This is a genomic window from Paenibacillus sp. J22R67, assembly GCF_059692175.1.
Window position 1 is genome coordinate 180,485 of the sequence record NZ_JCAUAX010000004.1, and the last position, 20,460, is coordinate 200,944.

A 20,460-nucleotide genomic window follows, 5' to 3' on the forward strand; every position below is an offset into this window, starting at 1 on the left:
AGAAGTATAAGCTGAGCAAAATCCAGTGATAAAATGAAATTCAAATGAAAATTTAAGAATAGCAAGAGGCGCCGAGGTATTGTACTTGAAAGGCATTTTCGAGGAAGTTGTGCTAGGTACTACAAAGCTTTCTTAATAATTAATGGGTAGAGATCGGCTAGAATATGACTCAACTTCAACAAATACAATGAAAACTTTTTTCTTTCTTCTTCAGTAAAGGCTTCATTTACTTTAGAAATCCATTCATGAATAGCTGGCATTTGATTCTCAACTAATTCTCTCCCTTTATCAGTTAGCTGTAGAATAATCTTGCGTCGATCTTGAGGGTGGTTTATTCTTTCCAAAAGGTGGATTTTCTCCAAATCATCAATAAGTCCTGTCATCGATGCTCGAGTTACGTTGATTTTCATTGCAATTTCGGATGGACCCAAAGAGTCATATTCGTCACTCGCATATAGGAAAAATAAAGTATGGAATTTTTCTGATGAAAGCCCCCATGAGGCATAAATTATTTCGTGTCCATCATAAATTTGGTGATTTAAGAGAGAGAAGTCTAATAAATTCTCTAAAAAGCTAAGCGCTTCCATAATTTCTTTGGTAAACATCTAACATCAACCCTTTCTGCTATGATGTGTTATAATTTGATTGTATTATTTTGAATTATATTTGTCAAAACAATATAGGAATATCTGGTGAAAACTGTTTACTCTTATTGTGATGAATTGGAGTTATCTTTACTATGAATTTTGCTACCTGTTTAGAAGAATAAGTAAAAAGACTCCCAAATCACCTATCGTTGCTGATTTGGGAGTCTCTATTAAGTTCATTATTCACTTCAAATCTTTATTATTAATAATTTGAAGATTGGCTATAGTTTGATGCATTTTCAACAAATATAATGAAAAAGTTTTTCTTTCTTCTTCTGTAAATGCTTCATTTAATTTAGAAATCCACTCCGTAATAGACGGCATTTGTTTCTCGACTAATTTTCTTCCTTTTTCGGTTAGCTTTAAAATAACCTTGCGTCGATCTTTAGGGTGGTTAATTCTTTCTAAAAGTTGGTCTTTTTCTAAATCATCAATAAGTCCGGTCATTGAAGCCCGAGTTACATTAATTTTCAATCCGATATCAGATGGACCCAATGGTTCGTCATCGTTAGCTACATAAAGGAAAAATAAAGCGTGGAACTTTTCAGAAGAAAGCCCCCATGAGGTGAAAATTTTATCAGTTTCATTATAAATTTGGCGTTCTAAGATCGATAATTGTAAGTAATTTTGGAGAAAACCAAGGGTTTCCGTTAACATTTGTTTGGTAATCATCAAATCATCAACCTTTCTGAGCGCTATTTTTTGATTATATTCTTATGAATTATATTTGTCAAAATAATATAAAAATAAAACAGGTGTAAAATAATGCACATGCTTTCGAATTCTACACCAAACAGCGTGTCCATTGGTAGCTCAAGAAGCATGACAAAAAAATACTCGTAGAGTAAATTAGGTGATGAAGATTATATATTCATAGATTGATTGGTTAATAGTTCGAACGATCCTCATTGAGACGAGGAACGATAGCCCAATATAACAGGAAGCAGATTGCAGCGGCAGCTGCAATCTGCTTCCTGTTTACATTTAATGGTTTCGAAATATTCCGTATACTGCAAGTGGAGCGACTCTGAAAGTATGAGAGGTACTAACATGGAGAATATTCAACATTGAACTGAAGTGACACGGTTGTATAGTCCGAGAAGTTGATTCGTTTGGAAACTGCCCCCGACCACGTGATCATCAAAATGAGTCAAATAAAACGAGAGCGAAATATGATTGGGAAGAATAAGCTCGACCCATTGATTCTTGCAAACCTCTGCCTGTTGTGAATTTTGAATGGCAGCCCCGTTGCAGACTAAGGAGCTATAAGATTGGTGGGTTAAAAATCCTGTTGCAGAGTTAAAATCTGCGGAGGTCACGTAGACCTGCAGATTAATCCCATCTACGAATTGGATGGTCACCCATTTATTCATACATTGTAAAATGTTTGAAATCCCTCGTCTGTTATCGGGATATGGAGCGAAGCTATGCCACATATGATAATCTCCTTTGAAATTAAAGTGGGACTATACTCTTCCGAGTGAATTGATCATACATTGCTTCCACCATATGCGGTGGAGTAGGCATTTGTGCACAATTAGTGTCACCATCAAAAACCATGTCCGAAAATGGCCAGACCTTTTCGGACAAAATGATATAATAAAATCAGGTCAGGAAAGGGGTGACCCGATGACGAATAACAAAGATGCTCTGTATGCAGCGTTCAAGGCAAAAGACGCACGTTTCGACGGACGCTTTTTTGTAGGCGTATCGTCTACGGGAATTTATTGTCGCCCTGTGTGTCGGGCCAAGCAACCGAAGCCGGAAAACTGCACTTTTTATGTTACTGCAGCGGCAGCGGAGCAAGCGGGATACCGTCCATGCCTTTTATGCAGGCCGGAGCTTGCTCCTGGCACTTCAATCACCGACGCTACCGCTAATTTAGTTTATCGGGCAGCAAGAATGTTAGAAGAAAGCAGCGGTAGCGGGCAAAGTTTAGAAGAAATAGCCGGGCGACTTGGTTGTACGGACCGACATTTGCGGCGCGTTTTTACAGCAGAGTATCATGTGTCGCCGGTTCAATATTTGCAAACATGCAGATTGCTCCTTGCCAAAAACCTGCTCACAGACACAGATTTGTCGGTACTGGAAGTTGCGATGGCCGCGGGCTTTGGCAGTTTGCGTCGTTTCAACGGCCTTTTTAAAAAACAGTACAAGCTTTCGCCCACGGGCTTACGAAAACGGAAGGCAGAAGAAAAAAAACATAAAGACAACATTACTTTATCATTAAGCTATCGTCCGCCTTATCCTTGGGACGAAATACTGCATTTTCTGGCCGGACGCGCTATAGCAGGAATTGAAGTTGTACAAAACGGCGAATACATGCGTACCGTACATGTGATAAACACTGATGGAAAGCCTGTATATGGTTGGATACGGGTGGGGCATGTTCCTAAAATGTATGCATTGAGCGTAACGTTGAGTGAAACTTTACTGCCGGTACTGCCGCAAGTATTAGCACGGATACGACATCTGTTTGACTTATATTGCGACCCGGGTGCGGTGTATGAAACACTTCGGGGAATGAACGACATTCGACCCGGTCTTTGTGTTTTGGGAGCCCGCGTGCCGGGGTGCTTCAATGCGTTTGAAATGGCAGTGCGGGCGGTGCTGGGACAGCAAATTACAGTGAAAGCGGCAAACACATTGGCGTCAAGGATTGTCCAAACTTACGGAGCGCCTATACAAACCTCGATGGAGGGATTGACCCATATCTTTCCTTTAACCGAAGATCTATTGTCTTTAGACGGAGCGCTTGAAGACCGCTTCGGAGTGTTAGGTGTTACCGCTGTGCGGTCAAATACGATTTATGAACTGGCACGAGCATTCGTACAGAGGGAAATTGATTTTGACTTCCCGGCTCAGCCGGAGGAAGAGATGAAAAAGCTGATGGCGATTCGCGGTATCGGAAGTTGGACAGCGCAGTACATCGCTATGCGTGCAATGGAATGGCCGGACGCTTTCCTTGAAACAGATGCGGGCGTCAAAAAAGCATTATATCCCTACACATCAAAGGAATTACTGGAAATAGCGGAAGCATGGCGGCCGTGGCGCAGTTATGCGACCATCAACCTTTGGAACACACTATAAGGAGGCAGGGACATGTATTATCAGACAACCTACCCGTCACCTGTAGGAATCATTACACTTGCATCTGATGGAAATGGTCTTGTTGGCACATGGATTAAGGGGCAAAAGTATCACGGGGCTACTATACCTGAAGGTGCGATAGTGCGTGGCGACATGCCGATATTCGATACCGTAAGAAAATGGCTAAACAAATACTTTGCTGGCGAGAAACCCGACATTTCAGAATTGCCGCTCAGTCCCATTGGCAGTGGGTTCCGTCAAGAGGTATGGAGCATTCTATGTGAAATACCATACGGTGAGGTGATCACCTATGGCGACATTGCAAAAAAAATGGCGGCAAAGATGAACAAAGAAAGCATGTCAAGCCAAGCAGTAGGTGGAGCCGTTGGGCATAATCCGATTTCAATCATCATTCCCTGCCATCGAGTGGTAGGGTCAAACGGCAGCTTAACGGGGTACGCCGGGGGTGTTCATAATAAGGTGAAATTGCTTGAGTTGGAGGGTGCCGACATGTCGGGGCTGTTTGTGCCCACAAGAGGTACAGCCCTTTGATGTTGAGAAGACGGTGAAGCGGTGTAAGGCTGCCTAGAAATACTCGATTTAGAACTTTTGGGAGCGCCTCTTTTGATTAACGGGAAATAATACCGCTATTTGAGCCAGACTTGCTTGAAATAAAGGGAGTTTCTAGTTTTTCCCGCTAATCGATTCGGCTAGATGTTAATTCGAAGACGTAATTCCGCCATCATAGCCTCAGCTTGCTGTGGATCTTCATTTAACAATTTCCTGTATGTCAGCATCCAATTCAGCGTTACAAGCATATGATCGTATTCGTCCTTCTTGCGCTCGATCTCATTGATCTTCTGAAGAATCCATTCTATTACTTCTTGGTTCGTGCGTTCGTTCGTATCGTGATCCTGCAAAACCGTCTTCAGTTCAGCTATTGAGCAGCCGATGCCTTGAAATTTCTTAATCAGCTTTAACCGTTCAATTGCTTCGTCTGAGTAGTTGCGGTAATTATTCTTTTCTCGCTGAATATGCCTGCTGTCAAGCAAGCCTTCCTTCTCATAAAAACGAATTGTGTGGGGTGTTAAACCCATCAAGTCGCCTAATTCTTGAATTTTCATAATGCAATCATACCTCCAAACACTTGCCTTAGAGTGCACTTCATAGTTTAGACTAGAGTCATATCTTCGTCAAATGCTTAAGGAGGCGTAAAACTATTATGCGTATATTCGTTACAGGTGCAGCAGGTTATATTGGTACAGCTGTTGTCCGCGAACTCATTGGTGCGGGCCATCAGGTAGTTGGTCTGACCCGTTCAGAGAGTGGTGCTCAAGTATTAGAAAGCTTGGGAGCTGAGGTGGCCCGCGGTGTTTTGGAGGATCTGGATTTACTCCGCAGCCGTGCAGCCAATTCAGACGGTGTTATTCATCTGGCATTTAATCACGATTTCTCTAATTTCGCCGCATCACTAGCAACTGATCTTCGCGCCATCGAAGCAATGGGAGCGGGGCTTGCAGGCTCCAGTAAACCACTTGTTATCACAGCTCATGCCAATGGCAAAGCATCGGAGGATGCAGCACTTGCGCTTATAGAACAAGGCGTAAGAGCATCGATCGTCTCGCTTGCACCTTCCGTTCATGGAGAAGGAGATAAAGGCTTTGTGCCGCAATTAATCCGGATCGCTCAGGAAAGAGGCTCCTCGGCTTACATTGGAGACGGCACTAACCGTTGGCCAGCGATTCATCGCTTGGATGCGGCAGTTTTGTTCCGCCTCGCTGTTGAATCTGCGCCTGCAGGCTCACGACTGGATGGCGTGGACGACGAAGGCATTCCGTTCAGCGACATTGCCGCGGTCATAGGTCGCCACGTGGATGTGCCGGTAGTTAGCATCCCGCTTGAAGAGGCACAAGCGATTTTCGGTTTTCTAGGCATGGTCGCGTCGCTTGACTTAGCAAGATCAAGTGAAGGGACGAAGGAGCTGCTCGGCTGGAAGCCTGTCCAACAGGGGCTTCTCGCAGATCTGGAGCAAGGACATTATTTCACAAAATAGCGTTAGATCAATGAAGAAGGTCACAATAAATAACCATCGCATCTTCGCGAAGGAAAGATATAAGATTATACGAGGTGCAAAGAAAACGCCGGTGACCTTAAGCAGGTGACCGGCGTTTCCCTATTAACTTTTCGGCATCTTGCTAACATCCATGTACAGCAGGTTCCAGCGGTGACCGTCCAGGTCGGCAAATCCTGCGCCGTACATCCAGCCGTCAATTTCACTTGGCTTGCCAAAGATGCTTCCTCCGGCAAACTCTACTTTTTGAATAAAGGTATCTACTTCTTCTCTGCTTTCAGCGCCAATGGAAAATATGACTTCTGCACTATGGGAAGTATCTGTAGATTTTGCACCTGTAAATTTCTCAAACGCCTCATCCGGTAACAGCAGAACCGTTGTTTGGCCTATGGCAAGCTTGGCTCTCTCGTTACCAACGCTCACCGCCTGGAATCCAATCTCATTGAAAAAGGCGGTTGACCTCTCAACATCTTTGACCGGCAGGTTAATCCAAATTTCCTGTGACATGGCAGTAGCCTCCTAGCATATATTTTCAACTACTCCTACTATACGCTACTTCTGGTATCAGAATCGAATCTTATAAAAGAAACCGTAAGGTATTCCGTCAAGGTATCGATCTGGCCAAGGCAATCCTGCACAGGTAGTTATTGTAAGCGATTTAAAAATCATTTGACAAATCCTGCACAGGGGACTATTCTAAAATTACTTAAACGTTTACGTAATCCATCTGATGTTATGCAAAGTAGGGAATTTACCGTATGAATCCTCCAACAATTAAAGATGTGGCCAAGGCAGCGAATGTTTCTGTCGCCACGGTTTCCCGAGTGCTGCATAACCTCGCTGGCTATTCAGACAGGACCAGACAAAAGGTTATGCAAGCGGTGGAAGAGCTGGGTTATCAACCTAATGCGATTGCAAGAGGGCTCGTTAATAAGAGGACTCAGACCATTGGTGTCTTGTTTCCGCATGTGTCCAGCAGCTTCTCATCTGATATTCTTCATGGGATTGAGGAGACTGCTCAAGAAAAAGGGTTCAGTGTCATTGTGTGCAACACGGCTGAAGAAGGCAAGCGGACCATGAAGTATCTGCAAGTTCTCAGGGAGAAGCAGGTAGATGGCATTGTTTTCACAAGTGAAGTGCTTAAAGATGAATACTATCAAGCAATTAAGGAAATGCGAGTTCCCGTTATACTTGTAAATACAATGTCCCAAAAACATATGATACCGTATGTCAAAGTCGATGATCGTCAAGCTGCCTACCATGCGACAAGCTATCTCATTCAGAAGGGACACCGGGAGATCGCCATGATTAGCGGTTCGCTTAAGGATCAGATAGCGGGTTATCCACGCTTAGAGGGGTACCGTCAGGCTTTGGCTGACAATGGCATTGAATACCTCGAATCGCGAGTAGCCATTGGTGGTTTTCAATTGGAGCGCAGCAGAGATGCTATGAAGAAGCTGCTGACAGAAGCACCTCCTTTTACAGCTGTGTTCGCGGCAAGCGATGAGATGGCCATTGGCGCCATGAATTATGCCTTTGAACAAGGGCTCAAGATTCCGGATGATCTTTCGATCATAGGTTATGATGATTTGAAATTTGCGAGAATGGTCTACCCGCCGCTGACGACCATCCATCAACCACTGACAATGATGGGACGCTTGGCATCAGAAAAGCTGATTTCTTTAATTGAACAAAGTGAAATGCAAGTGTCGAGCAGCATTGTAAGCCATCAACTGGTGGAAAGGCAAACCGTGCGATCCAAGCCTTGAAAAGGGCTTCTTTTTCAGACTTTTCAGTAAACGTTTAACCTATAAAACTGCTTTTTTAAGGTTTCAGAGCCATTAAACTTAACAGGATTCATTTCTTATGGGTGGTGATGTGAAGCAATTTGTTGGTTCTTTTTTTTCTCCCTTAAGTAAACGTTTACTCATTATAAAGATTAGTCAGACTCATATTTCTTTTATAAAATGGAGGTTTCTTCGATGAAAAAAACAGCTACAACGATTTTTACAAGCGTCCTTGCACTTTCTGTCCTTGCAGGCTGTGGGGGTGGAAAGACGAACAGTGAATCTGCTTCCAATACGGCAACTTCTTCTGCAACAGGGGAGAAAGTGAAGCTGGAGTTCTTCCAGAATAAGGCGGAAGCGAAAGCCTCCTTCGATGCTCTGGTAAAAAAGTTTAACGATGCGAATCCGAACATCGTCGTGACTCAAGTCAACCCGCCGGATGCGGAAACGGTTCTAAAAACGCGTGTTGCCAAAAAAGATGTGCCCGATATTATTGGTCTCGGAGCAACGGATACATTTGCTCAGCTATCCAAGAGCGGTTTATTTACTGATTTTTCGAACGATTCTCTCACAGCCAACATCCAGCCTTCCTACATAAACATGTTGAAGAAACTGACAGCAAGCGATCAACTCAGCGCGATTCCTTTTACAGCTAATGCAAGTGGTGTCATTTACAATAAAACGATGTTTAAAGAGCTGGGTCTAAGCGTTCCGAAAACCTGGGATGAATTGCTGGCTACCGCGAAAAAAGTTAAGGATGCCGGTAAAACTCCGTTCTATTTGACGATCAAAGACTCTTGGACGGTGATGGTGCCATTTAACTCCTTGTCATCCAACATCTTGGGTATTGATTTCTATGATAAAAGATCAAAAGGCTCAGTGAAGTTTGACAGCCCAGAATTCCGTGAAGTAGCTGACAAGCAATTAAAGCTTCTGGATTTTGGCCAAAAGGATATGATGGGCAAGGGCTACAACGATGGTAACACGGCTTTCGCTAAAGGTGAATCTGCCATGTATCTGCAAGGTGTATGGGCCATCCCGGAAATCAAAAAAGCTAATCCTAGCATAGATTTGGGTGTATTCCCATTCCCAGCGACGAACGACCCGGCTAAGAATAAAGTGATTTCCGGCGTTGATACACTGCTGACCATTTCCAAAAGCAGCAAGCATGCAGAAGAGGCTAAGAAGTTCATTGAGTTCATGCTGAAAGCGGAAAACGTTCAAACTTACATTGATGAGCAAAAAGCGTTCTCTGCCGTGAAAAACGTGAATCAAACCGATGCCAGTGTACAGGATCTGAATGCTTCGTTCACGAGCGGCGCCATTGAGGACTTCTCCGATCACTACATTCCTGGTGCTGTTAAAGCGGATACGATTATCCAAAGCTACCTGCAGAAAAAAGATGTAAATGCTTATGTGAAACAATTTGATACCGAGTGGGATAAAGTTGCTAACCGCAAGTAAGCGCCGACACACATAGAAGAGAGCGCCGTAGGGTGCTCTCTCCCTATTTATAAAGGAGGTTCATCATGGTTTCAAAAAAAGCGGCGTTTTACAGTATGGCAATACCAGCGTTGCTCCTGTTTTTCGCTTTTCATACCTTTCCTGCTCTACAAGGCATATATTACGCATTCACAAATTGGGATGGGTATAGCGAAGGGTACGACTTTATAGGCTTTAAGAATTTTATCAACCTCTTTCAAGATGTGAATGTCATTAACTCCTATTTGTTTACGTTTAAATACGCTATCGTCGTTACTATTTTCATTAATGTAATAAGCTTGCTCATTGCACTAGGTCTTAACTCACGTATTAAATACCGTAATTTCTTCCGGGGCGTTTATTTTCTCCCTAACGTGCTTGGCGTACTTATTGTCAGTTATATCTTCAATTATCTATTTGCCAACGTTGTTCCTACGTTCGGAGAGAAATTAGGAATCGAGTTCCTTTCCACCAACATCCTGGGTAATGAACAATGGGCATGGATCGGGATCGTGATTGTAGCTGTATGGCAAGGCATTGCGTTTAACACGATTCTATATCTCTCTGGACTTCAAACGATTCCACAAGATATCTATGAAGCATCCTCTTTGGACGGGGCAGGTAAATGGCAGACGTTTTGGAAAATTACATTTCCAATGATCTCATCCTTTTTCACGATCAATATGGTACTTGCCATGAAGGGATCCCTGATGGTTTTTGACCAGATCGTCGCATTGACGGGAGGCGGACCCGGTCGCGCGACTCAGTCCATTGCTTACTTGATTTATCAAGGCGGCTTCCAAGGCGGAGAATTTGCGTACCAATCCGCGAATGCCGTCATTTACTTTATCGTGATTGTAGTCATCTCTGTCCTACAGCTTAAATTTTTGCAGAAACGGGAGATGGAAGCATAATGACAAAACACTCCACGAACTGGATCGTCACAAGTTTGATCGCACTGGGATCATTGTTCATTTTGTTCCCTTTATATATGGCTGTTGCAATTGCACTAAAGAATCCGGAGGAAATGGCGAAATCGATCTTTTCGCTGCCGACGGGATTGCACTTTGAAAACTTCGCGAATGCCATTGAAGCGACCGACTTTTTCACGGCTTTTGGGAACAGCTTTGTGATCACCGTATGTTCCGTTGGTTTCATACTTCTGACCAATTCACTCGTTTCCTATGCGATTGCGCGAAATATGAACAACAAGTTTTTTAAAGGCTTATATTTTTATTTCATCAGTGCGATGTTCATTCCTTTCCAAATTATTATGCTTCCAATTGTAAAACTGACAACGAGTTTGCATATGAACAACATGCCGGGATTAATTATTCTCTACATCGTGTACGGACTTGCTTTTAACATTTTTGTTTATGTCGGGTATATCCGCACGATACCGATTGAATTGGAAGAAGCCGCAACGGTTGACGGTGCTTCAACTTATGGCACCTTCTGGCGCATTATATTTCCTCTTCTTGCACCGATCAATGCCACTATCGCCATATTAAGCTGCTTGTCGACGTGGAATGATTTTATGCTGCCACTTATTATTTTAGGCAAACCGGAATCGTACACGCTTCCTCTTGTGCAGTACGTATTTCAAGGCCAATTCAGCACGGATTTTAACTTGGCTTTTGCCTCGTACCTGCTTGCGCTTGCCCCAATGATTATCGTATATCTAATTGCGCAAAAGTGGATTATTAATGGTATTACGCAAGGTGCTGTGAAGTAGAAAGTCTCATCACGAACAACGCAAAATGGCAGTGTCCCTACTTTGGGCACTGCCATTTTTTTCGATAATTAAAGGGGAACATTTCGAGTTAAGTGAATTATTATAAGTGCGATATGTGCATTTCTACAAAATAGATGGCAGAGAGGGGAAATAACCGTGCTAGACCTGACAAAGAATGTACTCGAAGACATGAACAAGCAACTCGATCGAATCATAAAGAGCTTAAACCAACTTGATGATGAATTGATTTGGAAAAAAACGAAGGATTCCATGAACAGCATTGGTAACCTTTGCTTACATTTAGCAGGAAACGAGTATCAAAACCTCGTAAGTGCAATCGGGAACAAACCTTTCATTCGGGATCGCACGCGAGAATTTAATTCGGAAGGTGGCATATCGAAGGATGAATTAAGTAGTCTTCTATTGAGGACACGTTCCGAATCTGCAAGTATCCTATCCGTTTTGTCCGAGGAGGATTTAAAAAGGGAGGTCATAATCCGCTATGACTTGGAGGATTGGAACAGAATGCTTCGGGTTAACGCTTCAGAAGATGAAACCTATGAGGTGAGAGTAATCAGTCGGCTTCTTGTTCAGGTTGCGGTACATTATGGCTATCATGCAGGCCAAATTGTGCTTCTCTCCAAATTAATGAAAGATTCGAATGAACATATAACAGGACAGTATCATTGATCATTCAAAAAATTCAATCAAAACTATTGACGAGATATTCTTCCGATGCTAATATAAGCTAATTCCTACTGGATAACTTGGTATATTTTATCCGACAAATGAAATAGGAAATAGAGAAAAGCAAGGATCGGGAGGGTAATCATGAAAAAAATAAGATTGATCAGTTTATTTGTTATTTTAGCTGTATTTGGTAGTTTGCTTGCAGCCTGCGGACAAAAAGAGAGCAGCAGTGCGACAGCAAGTCCAGCGGCAAGCGCGGAAGCAGCGAAAGGTGCTGCAGATTTAAATGGAAAGAAAATTGCACTTATCATGCAATTCAATACAGGCACGTTCTCTTCTCAATATGTTGAAGGTGTGAAAGAGCAAGTGGAGAAACTTGGCGGGAAAGTTACGGTATTCGTTGCCGATACGGATCTTGCCAAAATGGCTTCGAATCTGGATGCAGCCATTAACCAAAAATTCGATGGCATTTTGATCGACCATGGAACGGCAGAAGCACTTGAGGCTGGCGTGAAGAAAGCCATCGAGAAGAAAATTCCAGTTGTTAGCTTCGACTCTATCCTCACTGTGCCAGGCGTAACTTCCCTGGAGCAAGGCGACCAAAAAATGGCCGAAGCAACATTGGAGCAATTGGCTAAAGATGCAGGCGGAAAAGGAAATATCGTTAAAGTATGGGTAGCCGGTTTCGCCCCGATGGAGCGCAGACAAGAAGCTTACCAAGCTTTCCAGAAGAAATATCCGGATATTAAAGAAGTAGCTGCATTCGGAACAGCCAAAGACCCTGCTTTGGATACCCAAACACAAATGGAAGCTATTCTTAAAAAATACCCGAACAAAGGTGATATTACAGCGGTATGGGCAGCTTGGGATGAGTTTGCCAAAGGTGCTTCCCGTGCGATTCAACAAGCAGGCCGTACAGAAATTAAAGTATACGGTATCGACCTTAGCGATGAAGATTTGCAGCTTCTGCAAGATCAAAAAAGCCCTTGGGTAGCCTCTGCTGCCGTAGATCCAAAAGATATAGGACGCGTTCAAGTCCGTTACTTGTACCAAAAGCTGCATGGCGATCAAACGCCTGAGAAAGTTGTTTTGGATCCTGTGTATGTTTCCAGAGAACAATTGCCAAAAGACAAGCAAGTGAATACAACGCAGCTTAGCGAATATGTAAAAGGCTGGGGCGGAAGCCAACAAGGTTATACGGATTGGCTGAAAGCAGCAGAGAAAAAATAATCGGAACAACGGGGGTCCCATCGCGAATTCTGCGATGGGACTTTCAGATTGCCAAGAGAGGTGGAGGCGGATGTCGATGAAGGATAGCGCAGCTTTATTACAGATGAGTGGCATCTCCAAATCGTTCGCCGGCGTGAAGGCGCTGCAGGAGGTTGATTTTGACCTGCATGCAGGTGAAATTCATGCCTTGCTAGGTGCGAATGGAGCTGGGAAGAGCACATTGATGAAAGTTTTGTCCGGTGCTTACACGTACGACATCGGTCAAATTGCGATAGAGGGTCAAACGCAATCGATTCAAACGCCCAAGGAAGCGATGGCTCAGGGCATCTATTGCGTTTATCAGGAAGTTGATACAGCACTGGTTCCTGAGCTTACTGTCACCGAGAACGTGATGATGGATCGTATGGTTCATGGCGGCGCTTGGGTTAGTTGGCGTAAGCTGCATAGCGAAGCTGAAGCGATTCTCGCCAAGATCGGTGCGACGTTCTCGGTGCGACGCAAAGTGGATGAGCTGAGTATTTCGCAGAAGCAGCTTGTTTTGATTGCCAGAGCGATGGCGCACAAGGCGAGGATCATGATCTTTGATGAGCCGACGGCCCCTCTCAGTCTGGAGGAATCGGAGCGGCTGTTCCAGATTATGGATAGTCTGAAGCAGGAGGGGGTGGGGATTATCTTCATCTCCCACCGTTTGCAGGAAGTGTTCCGGGTATCTGACCGAATCACGATCATGCGCGACGGCCGCCGGGTGCTCACGCAGGCGGCCGCTGCAATGGACATCGCCGGCGTGATCGAGGCGATGCTGGGCAAGACCTTCACCGAGGAGTTTCCCAAGGCCAATGTGCCAATTGGCGAAACGCTCCTCGAGGTGAAGGAACTGCGCCGCGGCACGAAGGTGCGCGGCGTCAGCTTTGCCCTCCGCCGAGGTGAAATCCTCGGCGTCGTGGGGTTGGTCGGCGCCGGCAAGACGGAACTGAGCCGGCTGATCTTCGGCGCCGACACCGCGGACGGCGGCGAGGTGTGGCTTAGCGGCCGCAAGCTCGCGCTGCGCCAGCCGGAGGATGCCGTGCGCGCCGGCATCGCGCTTGTGCCAGAGGAGCGCCGCAAGCAGGGCGTCCTCGTAGAGGAGACCGTGAAGCGCAATCTGTCGCTGCCGATACTTCGCAAGCTGAGCTCGCTGGGCTTCGTGCGGCAGCGCGAGGAAAGCGAACACGCCGCGAAGATGGTGGCGCAGCTCGGCGTGCAGCCGGGCGATCCGAATCGCGTCGTCAAGCATTTGAGCGGAGGCAACCAGCAGAAGGTTGCAGTAGGCAAATGGTTGCCGACGAATGCCGACGTCTATATGTTTGACGAGCCAACCAAAGGTGTTGACGTTGGCGCGAAAAGCGATATTTTCCGCCTCATCGGGCAGTTGGCGGCAGAAGGCAAAGGCATTATTTATTTATCATGCGAGCTAAATGAAATTATAGGAATTGCTGATCGCATTATGGTGATGAGCTATGGTTCTGTCGTGAAGGAGCTCTCCCGAGAGGAAGCGACGCAGGATCTCATTTTAACGTATGCGAGTGCGGGGGAGGCCGAATAACATGAAAGAAAAAAGCTTGGATTTTTCCTTTAAATACGGCGCGTTATTCATTATTGCTTTGGTCATCGTCGCCTTTTCGATTATTAATGAAAATTTCATGACCTACGATAATATCGCCGATATTTTGCGGTCTATTTCAATTGTCATGTTCGTTGCTATTGGGGTGACGTTATCGCAAATTGTAGACGGCTTTGATTTGTCCGTAGGCTCGACGGTTTCGTTGTCGACGGTAGGTGCGGCGGCGTTGATGGTCTGGTACCAACAGCCTTTGATTATTGTAATTATCGTTCCGCTTATCATTGGAGCCGTTATCGGACTTTTGAATGCGTTCTTGATTGTGAAGGTTCGGATTCCGGATTTGCTGGCGACTTTGGCTGTGATGTACATCATCGGCGGCGTCCAAAAGACCTATACGAAAGGCTTCTCCATCTATAACAATATGCGTTTCCAAGATGGGACCGTAGCCAAAGGTAAATTCACGCCAGAGTTTCTATGGATTGGCCAAGGCAAGCTGCTCGGTGTGCCTGTGCCGGTTATTCTCATGCTGGTGGCTGTGATCGCCGTTCATATTTTTCTGACGTATACGCGTTGGGGCAGGCAAATGTACATGACGGGCGGAAATCGTGAAGCTGCCCGGTTATCAGGCATTTCCGTTAAGAAAATTCGTATGGCAGCGTACGTGCTATCGGGTATTTTTGCCGCTTTCGGAGGCATCCTCTATGCTTCTCGTGTAGGTTCCGGTCAAATTGATGCGGGTGCTCCTTTGCTGATGGAAGCAGTTGCTTCCGTATTTGTGGGTTATTCCGTGCTTGGCGCTGGAAAGCCGAATGTAATCGGGACGTTTTTCGGAGCTGTTTTGATCGGTATTTTGCTGAATGGTTTGACGATGCTGAATGTCCCTTATTTTGGCTTCGACATTGTCAAAGGCGGCGTGCTGGTTCTTGCTTTAGCGATTACGTTTGTTCACTTAAATCGCAAGAAAGCATAAGATTTTGTACATTTAGGGAAATTCGAACGAGAATAACAAAAAAACAAAGCTAGAGGGAATGTTCCCTATTAGGTTTGTTTTTTTGTTTATTAGTTATGCGTATATAGTTGGGTTATGGTACCAGAATGGAAAAAACTTTTTCGCTCGCCATGTTTATCAAGGGTATAATGGGTATAGACAACCATCCTATTAAGATCAATAATTTGGCTAACTGTGTAAGTTTCTTCCAACCAATACATAAAGTAAATACAAGGGGCTATCTCAACGTAATTAAATTGATAGTAACCTTTGTATCCTGCATGTTGCCCAGCAATCCCTTCATCATGTCGATGAGTGGCGTCGAAGAAATGAATGATAAAGACATTGCCATCTAAATAATCGTATCTATAGGTCTTTCCAGCGTAAACAGGGATTTGATGACTAGGTTGTATATAATGAAAGTTGGGATGATGCATACAGTACTCCTCCTTTTATGAGCAGTATATGCAGAATCTAGGCGTATGCTCTAAAAACGCTGGTGGGGGCGGGGTAGAAGCACGATTCGATTTTTCGTAAGGAAGCTGCATTGAAATGGCTCGGCGTTGCTGTCTGAAAGATGCGATTTCTAGGATTGTCATAAAAAATTAAGAAAAACTTAAGAATTAGTCCATACTTACTTCAATAATATTCATTATGATGGGTTTAATCTTAGAACGATTTTAAAAGCTAAGTACCAGGCAGTGTAGACTAACGCTCTGGAGGAAATGCGAATTGACACAATTACCTAGGATTCTAATGCTTACTGCGGGCTATGGCGCAGGGCACGAACTAGCAGCATACGCGATTAAGGAGTATTGTCATCGACATGGCCTTGCCAACGTTCAAATGATTGATTTGATGAAAGAAGCTCATCCGCTACTAAATAAAATATCAACTTCTGTGTATATGAGTAGTTTTCATGCTGCAAGATTTGGTATCGATTATTATGGTTGGAGCTATTATTTGACTCAAAAAAACAATGCTTATAGTCCAGTTCTTGCTGGGTTAAATCGGTTAGGAACTAAACAATTGTTTGAGATTATTCAGAGAGAAAAACCGGATGGCATTATCAATACTTTTCCTTATGGAGCTTCTCCCACGGTAAGCAAGTCTTTCGGTATTCCAACGTTCACCATAATGACCGATTATGTCATTCACGCAAGATGGCTTCATCCTACAATTGACAAATATTATGTTGCAAGTGAAGATTTAAAGTTTAATATGATCCAGAGAGGGATTAATGAAGACGTCATCCAAGTAACAGGAATACCAATTCGAGATGCCTTTGAAAAAAATAACAATCCGTATGAAAATAAAAACAATAAAAGGATACTTATTATCGTTGGCGCATATAGTCAACTCGGTCTTACCGCTAAAATGATAAAAAGTCTTGATATTATAAGGGATTGTCAGATTACAGTGGTATGTGGCCGAAATGATAAGCTGAAACAACACCTTACTAGGCAATTTCAAAGTAATAGCAGAGTCGAAATTCTGGGATTCGTCGAGCGGATGGATGAACTCATGGCTTCAGCCACATGTATCATTAGTAAAGCAGGAGGATTAACGTTAGCTGAATCCCTTGCTTTAAAAATTCCACTTTTCGTATATCGGCCGTTCGCTGGTCAAGAAAGGGATAATGCAACTTATTTTTCTGAAAAAGGTATTGCATTTATCAGTTATCGTATGAGTGATCTCGTATACCAAATTCGTCAATTTATTGATAATGATACTTGTTTTTCTGTAGTCAAGAACAATATGGATATCTTACATCATAGACAAGCGGCAAAACGGATCGTTACGGATGTTCTTCATACCATATTTGGACACAAAAGAGAGCAAGCGATTTCGAATTCAGCCATGGTATTACAATCCTCTCTAGAAAGAATGTGATTGGCTTGCATACATTGTTATGGAGCATCTTCGTAGTATTGCTTCTATATACAATTTTGCCTACTCTTACCGTTCGTTTACTTTGTATGTGGGTGTATAAAAAGAAAGTGGCCAAAGCTGGCATTGCTTTAACCTTCGACGATGGTCCTGATCCAGAGTTTACACCGCAATTGTTGGATATTCTCTCCAAATATCAGATCAAAGCTACATTCTTTGTACTTGGGTCTAAAGCGGAGAAATATCCAGATATCATGCTGCGCATTCATCATGAAGGTCATTTGGTTGGCATTCATAATTATGTCCATTGGACGAACGCACTTATGACCCCCGGAAAGGTTCGAAAGCAATTGAAAGATTCTGTAGAGGCGATTGAGAACATCATTGGGGTAAAACCGATTTATTATCGTCCTCCTTGGGGTATTATTAATGTCTTTGACTTGTTTCTAGTAAAGCATTTTCGTTTGGTCCTCTGGTCGCTAATGGTAAAAGATTGGAGAAGCAAGGGAGGCATCGAGCGAATCAAGTCAAATTTGCTAGCCAACATACAAACGAATCATATTATCGTGCTGCATGATAGTGGGCAAACTTTTGGGGCGAATAGAGATGCTCCTCAATATATGTTGGAAGCCCTCGATGCTTTCCTGGAAATCTGCAAACAGCGAAGTTATACCTTTTTACCCATAGATACCTATTTACAGCTGCTTCAATTTAAGAGGCGGGCGCCTAGTCGGTATACAAAAAAAGTTCTCGTTTTCATCTGGTTAAAATGGGAGCGTCTTTTCAACTGGTTATTCAATATTCGGCCAATTGATGTGGATAATCAAATTTTTAATAGCCGTGTGTGCAAGTATCACGGGAAAACGATCCTTTTGGGAAGTGGGGAAGAGCTGAGTTCGGGAGATCTGGTTATTGAACTTCATTTTAATAATGAGAAACTACATCAATTGATTACCGAATCTAACTCTATGTTTCAACTAGCTGTAAAAATGAAACAAGATGTACAGAGCTTTCTGCCCACGCTGGCACAACATGTTCATTTCTTGCCCGAAAAGGTTAAAGCGATTTATGGAATCACTATGATTCATAGAGGTTCTAAACAATTAGGTTTTACCGTGACAGAGCTGCCCAAAGGTTTGTTTAGCAGATTTACACATTTCTATTTAAAAATGTTATTATACGTTCTTCATCCTAACGGGAGAGGACGATTAAAATTGAAGAAGGAATTATTGTCTCCTAGAATAGCAGCTATTTCTACGCAGGAGCTCTATAAAAAATACGCGGTTTCTGTGGAGCCTATACCGATTTCAGAACATGCGATTTCGATCAGTTAGGATGATTGATATGAAGCAAACAGGACCCAATACGAAGCTTTTAAGCGTTATAAGTATACTAGTCATAGTATGTATCGCAGGCTATTATCTTTATCTTGTTCATACAGGTGAAGCAGAAAAGCTCATTAATCGTATTCGGGATTTTGGGCAACCAGGCATTGTCATTGGCATCCTTGTTCAGTCTATCGTGAATATTATCCCAGTACCCGGAGAGTTTGTATCTATCGCACTCATGGAAATATATGGACCCATATGGGGTGGAGTTTATACGTGGATAGGCGGTGTATTAGGGGCGGTTGGTGCTCTCTATTTAACCAAATGGATTGCAAAACCATTCTTCGGTAAGTTAGCCCAGCCATTTCTTGATAAAGTAGAAGAGTTCACAAAAAGGCATGAAACGTTTGGTCTATTACTCATCCGATTCGTCCCTTTTGTCCCGTATCATTTTGTGAATTATGCGATGGGCTTTTTGAAAATAAACATTTGGTCTTTTATCTGGACCACTGGCTTGGGAATACTTCCCTTTACGATAGCAATGAGTGGTCTTTATGCGGGAGTTCGCAATGGTTCAATCTTGTGGGGAGCTATTGGTATCGTCATATTTATAGGATTGTTTGGATTAAGCTGGCTGGTGAAAGGTAGGCGGAGACGAGTCTCCGATCGGGTATGAACGTGATTAAAATGCAACAATGAATAAAAAGGACATTCCATTCTAATAAATGGGATGTCCTTTTTATATCTTGTACTACTTTTTCAGAAAATAACTTTCCAAGTCGTCAAGCAACAAGTTTACTGCTTTAATACCGCCTGCCGTATTCCAAACTGCGTCGCTTACCTTATGCACGTTTCCTTCAAACCACAGATCCATTCGTGGAGTTGACAAAATACCGATGACATTTCACGTTTCGTAATTAAATCAAAATAAATTGATTTAACCCTTGAATTTTCCAATTATCATGTGTTAAGATCAATTAATCAAATAAAATTGTTTTAATGAGGCTGCTACGAGGTTGAACTCTTTTAGTTTTAATGAAGTATTAATCAATATTTCTTGATATAACAAAGGAGAGATGATCCATGAATCGGGTTCAAAATGATGAGGTACGTCAACATGTTCGCAATCGCTATAAACAGATTGCAATCGAGAGCATTCCTAGTGCAAGTTGTTGCTCCTCTACACCAACAGCAACAAGTTGTTGTAGCACTCCCGATGAGGTATCCTCAAAATTAGGTTACTCAAATGAAGAGCTGAATATTGTTCCAAGTGGTGCTAATCTCGGGCTAGGGTGCGGGAATCCTCAAGCGATTGCGTCACTAAAGTGGGGGGAAGTTGTTCTTGATTTAGGTAGTGGCGCCGGTTTCGATGTGTTTTTGGCATCTAGACAAGTTGGAGAAACGGGTAACGTTTATGGCGTCGATATGACGCCTGAGATGATTAGTCGAGCACGCCTAAATGCTCAGAAACATGGATATGAAAATGTAGAGTTTCGCCTCGGGGAAATTGAGCATTTGCCGATACAGAATGATTCGATTGATGTTATTATTTCAAACTGTGTTATTAATTTGTCTCCGGATAAACAGCAAGTATTCAATGAGGCATTTCGTGTATTAAAACCAGGCGGACGTTTGGCGATTTCTGATGTAGTGATGACCTCCGAACTTCCGGCAGAGTTAAAAAGTGATCTTCATTCACTCGCTGGGTGTGTGTCAGGTGCATCTACAATAGATGAGGTAATGGTATTTCTGCAAAGGAGCGGATTTCAAAATATTGTTGTTGAACCTAAAGATGATTCTCGAGAATTTATTAAGGATTGGGTGCCAGGAGCCAACGTAGATAATTATATTCAATCCGCAATAATCAAAGCAATTAAATAGAAGATATTAAAAGCCGTGATCATTTTTGATTTCGGCTTTTT

Annotated in this window: 21 protein-coding genes and 1 pseudogene; 15 read left to right on the forward strand and 7 right to left on the reverse strand. The window is 43.3% G+C overall.

Annotation, left to right across the window (positions count from 1 at the left end):
• Window positions 1-119: 119 nt before the first annotated feature.
• The 3 genes from AC58VC_RS17110 to AC58VC_RS17120 form a co-directional block, all read right to left on the reverse strand.
• Complete coding sequence (locus AC58VC_RS17110; RefSeq protein ID WP_497369964.1) at window positions 120-605, reverse strand: MarR family winged helix-turn-helix transcriptional regulator; 486 nt, start codon at window positions 603-605, stop codon at window positions 120-122.
• A gap of 225 nt (window positions 606-830) precedes the next feature.
• Window positions 831-1,319, reverse strand: coding sequence for a MarR family winged helix-turn-helix transcriptional regulator (locus AC58VC_RS17115; protein WP_497369965.1), 489 nt, complete (start codon window positions 1,317-1,319; stop codon window positions 831-833).
• A 389-nt stretch (window positions 1,320-1,708) separates the two neighbouring features.
• Window positions 1,709-2,020 (reverse strand): hypothetical protein, encoded by a 312-nt coding sequence (locus tag AC58VC_RS17120; RefSeq protein WP_497369966.1) that lies wholly within the window; start codon window positions 2,018-2,020, stop codon window positions 1,709-1,711.
• Window positions 2,021-2,276: 256 nt separating this feature from the next.
• On the opposite strand from AC58VC_RS17120, the gene AC58VC_RS17125 reads away from it, so the two are divergent.
• Both AC58VC_RS17125 and AC58VC_RS17130 read left to right on the forward strand, forming a co-directional pair.
• Window positions 2,277-3,737, forward strand: a complete 1,461-nt coding sequence (locus AC58VC_RS17125; protein ID WP_497369967.1) for a DNA-3-methyladenine glycosylase 2 family protein — start codon at window positions 2,277-2,279, stop codon at window positions 3,735-3,737.
• Between the two features lie 12 nt (window positions 3,738-3,749).
• Window positions 3,750-4,289, forward strand: a complete 540-nt coding sequence (locus tag AC58VC_RS17130) for a methylated-DNA--[protein]-cysteine S-methyltransferase (RefSeq protein WP_497369968.1) — start codon at window positions 3,750-3,752, stop codon at window positions 4,287-4,289.
• Window positions 4,290-4,447: 158 nt separating this feature from the next.
• Here the strand turns inward: AC58VC_RS17130 and AC58VC_RS17135 are convergent, their stop codons facing one another.
• Window positions 4,448-4,861 (reverse strand): MerR family transcriptional regulator, encoded by a 414-nt coding sequence (locus AC58VC_RS17135; RefSeq protein ID WP_497369969.1) that lies wholly within the window; start codon window positions 4,859-4,861, stop codon window positions 4,448-4,450.
• Window positions 4,862-4,959: 98 nt separating this feature from the next.
• Between AC58VC_RS17135 and AC58VC_RS17140 the strand changes: the two genes are divergently transcribed.
• A complete protein-coding gene (locus tag AC58VC_RS17140; RefSeq protein ID WP_497369970.1) occupies window positions 4,960-5,790 on the forward strand; it encodes an SDR family oxidoreductase in 831 nt (276 codons plus the stop codon).
• 123 nt (window positions 5,791-5,913) lie between these two features.
• Here the strand turns inward: AC58VC_RS17140 and AC58VC_RS17145 are convergent, their stop codons facing one another.
• Window positions 5,914-6,315, reverse strand: coding sequence for a VOC family protein (locus AC58VC_RS17145; RefSeq protein ID WP_497369971.1), 402 nt, complete (start codon window positions 6,313-6,315; stop codon window positions 5,914-5,916).
• Window positions 6,316-6,566: 251 nt separating this feature from the next.
• Here AC58VC_RS17145 and AC58VC_RS17150 point away from each other — a divergent pair, with 251 nt between their 5' ends.
• From AC58VC_RS17150 to AC58VC_RS17185, 8 genes are all read left to right on the forward strand, one after another.
• Entirely contained in the window at window positions 6,567-7,577 is a 1,011-nt protein-coding gene (locus AC58VC_RS17150) for a LacI family DNA-binding transcriptional regulator (RefSeq protein ID WP_497369972.1), read from the forward strand.
• A gap of 213 nt (window positions 7,578-7,790) precedes the next feature.
• Window positions 7,791-9,059 (forward strand): ABC transporter substrate-binding protein, encoded by a 1,269-nt coding sequence (locus AC58VC_RS17155; protein WP_497369973.1) that lies wholly within the window; start codon window positions 7,791-7,793, stop codon window positions 9,057-9,059.
• 65 nt (window positions 9,060-9,124) lie between these two features.
• On the forward strand, window positions 9,125-9,991 hold the full coding sequence (locus AC58VC_RS17160; RefSeq protein WP_497369974.1) for a carbohydrate ABC transporter permease: 867 nt from the start codon (window positions 9,125-9,127) through the stop codon (window positions 9,989-9,991).
• Window positions 9,991-10,812: a carbohydrate ABC transporter permease gene (locus tag AC58VC_RS17165; protein WP_497369975.1), complete on the forward strand. Its 822-nt coding sequence runs from the start codon at window positions 9,991-9,993 to the stop codon at window positions 10,810-10,812. Before AC58VC_RS17160 ends, AC58VC_RS17165 begins: the two co-directional genes overlap by 1 nt.
• A 156-nt stretch (window positions 10,813-10,968) precedes the next feature.
• Window positions 10,969-11,502, forward strand: a complete 534-nt coding sequence (locus AC58VC_RS17170; RefSeq protein ID WP_497369976.1) for a DinB family protein — start codon at window positions 10,969-10,971, stop codon at window positions 11,500-11,502.
• A 141-nt stretch (window positions 11,503-11,643) separates the two neighbouring features.
• On the forward strand, window positions 11,644-12,732 hold the full coding sequence (locus AC58VC_RS17175) for a sugar ABC transporter substrate-binding protein (RefSeq protein WP_497369977.1): 1,089 nt from the start codon (window positions 11,644-11,646) through the stop codon (window positions 12,730-12,732).
• Between the two features lie 76 nt (window positions 12,733-12,808).
• The gene (locus tag AC58VC_RS17180) at window positions 12,809-14,314 is read left to right on the forward strand and encodes a sugar ABC transporter ATP-binding protein (protein WP_497370580.1); all 1,506 of its coding nucleotides are present in this window, start codon (window positions 12,809-12,811) and stop codon (window positions 14,312-14,314) included.
• Between the two features lies 1 nt (window position 14,315).
• Window positions 14,316-15,302, forward strand: coding sequence for an ABC transporter permease (locus AC58VC_RS17185; protein ID WP_497369978.1), 987 nt, complete (start codon window positions 14,316-14,318; stop codon window positions 15,300-15,302).
• A gap of 89 nt (window positions 15,303-15,391) precedes the next feature.
• On the opposite strand, the gene AC58VC_RS17190 is transcribed toward AC58VC_RS17185, so the two are convergent.
• Entirely contained in the window at window positions 15,392-15,757 is a 366-nt protein-coding gene (locus AC58VC_RS17190) for a MoaF-related domain-containing protein (RefSeq protein WP_497369979.1), read from the reverse strand.
• Between the two features lie 295 nt (window positions 15,758-16,052).
• Here AC58VC_RS17190 and AC58VC_RS17195 point away from each other — a divergent pair, with 295 nt between their 5' ends.
• Genes AC58VC_RS17195 through AC58VC_RS17205 form a run of 3 tightly spaced genes read left to right on the forward strand, consistent with a single transcriptional unit; the run spans window position 16,053 to window position 19,214 of the window.
• The gene (locus AC58VC_RS17195) at window positions 16,053-17,213 is read left to right on the forward strand and encodes an MGDG synthase family glycosyltransferase (RefSeq protein WP_497369980.1); all 1,161 of its coding nucleotides are present in this window, start codon (window positions 16,053-16,055) and stop codon (window positions 17,211-17,213) included.
• 56 nt (window positions 17,214-17,269) lie between these two features.
• Window positions 17,270-18,544, forward strand: coding sequence for a polysaccharide deacetylase family protein (locus AC58VC_RS17200; protein ID WP_497369981.1), 1,275 nt, complete (start codon window positions 17,270-17,272; stop codon window positions 18,542-18,544).
• Window positions 18,545-18,554: 10 nt separating this feature from the next.
• Window positions 18,555-19,214, forward strand: coding sequence for a TVP38/TMEM64 family protein (locus AC58VC_RS17205; protein WP_497369982.1), 660 nt, complete (start codon window positions 18,555-18,557; stop codon window positions 19,212-19,214).
• Between the two features lie 75 nt (window positions 19,215-19,289).
• Here the strand turns inward: AC58VC_RS17205 and AC58VC_RS17210 are convergent.
• Window positions 19,290-19,397 (reverse strand): annotated as a pseudogene (locus tag AC58VC_RS17210) (iron siderophore-binding protein); the annotation flags it as partial.
• A 224-nt stretch (window positions 19,398-19,621) separates the two neighbouring features.
• Between AC58VC_RS17210 and AC58VC_RS17215 the strand changes: the two are divergent.
• A complete protein-coding gene (locus AC58VC_RS17215; RefSeq protein WP_497369983.1) occupies window positions 19,622-20,419 on the forward strand; it encodes an arsenite methyltransferase in 798 nt (265 codons plus the stop codon).
• Window positions 20,420-20,460 lie beyond the last annotated feature (41 nt).

Coding starts and splice junctions, on each gene's coding strand:
- AC58VC_RS17110 (WP_497369964.1), bottom strand. CDS start 605: ATGTTTACCAAAGAAATTATGGAAGCGCTTAGCTTTTTAGAGAATTTA.
- AC58VC_RS17115 (WP_497369965.1), bottom strand. CDS start 1,319: ATGATTACCAAACAAATGTTAACGGAAACCCTTGGTTTTCTCCAAAAT.
- AC58VC_RS17120 (WP_497369966.1), bottom strand. CDS start 2,020: ATGAATAAATGGGTGACCATCCAATTCGTAGATGGGATTAATCTGCAG.
- AC58VC_RS17125 (WP_497369967.1), top strand. CDS start 2,277: ATGACGAATAACAAAGATGCTCTGTATGCAGCGTTCAAGGCAAAAGAC.
- AC58VC_RS17130 (WP_497369968.1), top strand. CDS start 3,750: ATGTATTATCAGACAACCTACCCGTCACCTGTAGGAATCATTACACTT.
- AC58VC_RS17135 (WP_497369969.1), bottom strand. CDS start 4,861: ATGAAAATTCAAGAATTAGGCGACTTGATGGGTTTAACACCCCACACA.
- AC58VC_RS17140 (WP_497369970.1), top strand. CDS start 4,960: ATGCGTATATTCGTTACAGGTGCAGCAGGTTATATTGGTACAGCTGTT.
- AC58VC_RS17145 (WP_497369971.1), bottom strand. CDS start 6,315: ATGTCACAGGAAATTTGGATTAACCTGCCGGTCAAAGATGTTGAGAGG.
- AC58VC_RS17150 (WP_497369972.1), top strand. CDS start 6,567: ATGAATCCTCCAACAATTAAAGATGTGGCCAAGGCAGCGAATGTTTCT.
- AC58VC_RS17155 (WP_497369973.1), top strand. CDS start 7,791: ATGAAAAAAACAGCTACAACGATTTTTACAAGCGTCCTTGCACTTTCT.
- AC58VC_RS17160 (WP_497369974.1), top strand. CDS start 9,125: ATGGTTTCAAAAAAAGCGGCGTTTTACAGTATGGCAATACCAGCGTTG.
- AC58VC_RS17165 (WP_497369975.1), top strand. CDS start 9,991: ATGACAAAACACTCCACGAACTGGATCGTCACAAGTTTGATCGCACTG.
- AC58VC_RS17175 (WP_497369977.1), top strand. CDS start 11,644: ATGAAAAAAATAAGATTGATCAGTTTATTTGTTATTTTAGCTGTATTT.
- AC58VC_RS17180 (WP_497370580.1), top strand. CDS start 12,809: ATGAAGGATAGCGCAGCTTTATTACAGATGAGTGGCATCTCCAAATCG.
- AC58VC_RS17185 (WP_497369978.1), top strand. CDS start 14,316: ATGAAAGAAAAAAGCTTGGATTTTTCCTTTAAATACGGCGCGTTATTC.
- AC58VC_RS17190 (WP_497369979.1), bottom strand. CDS start 15,757: ATGCATCATCCCAACTTTCATTATATACAACCTAGTCATCAAATCCCT.
- AC58VC_RS17205 (WP_497369982.1), top strand. CDS start 18,555: ATGAAGCAAACAGGACCCAATACGAAGCTTTTAAGCGTTATAAGTATA.
- AC58VC_RS17215 (WP_497369983.1), top strand. CDS start 19,622: ATGAATCGGGTTCAAAATGATGAGGTACGTCAACATGTTCGCAATCGC.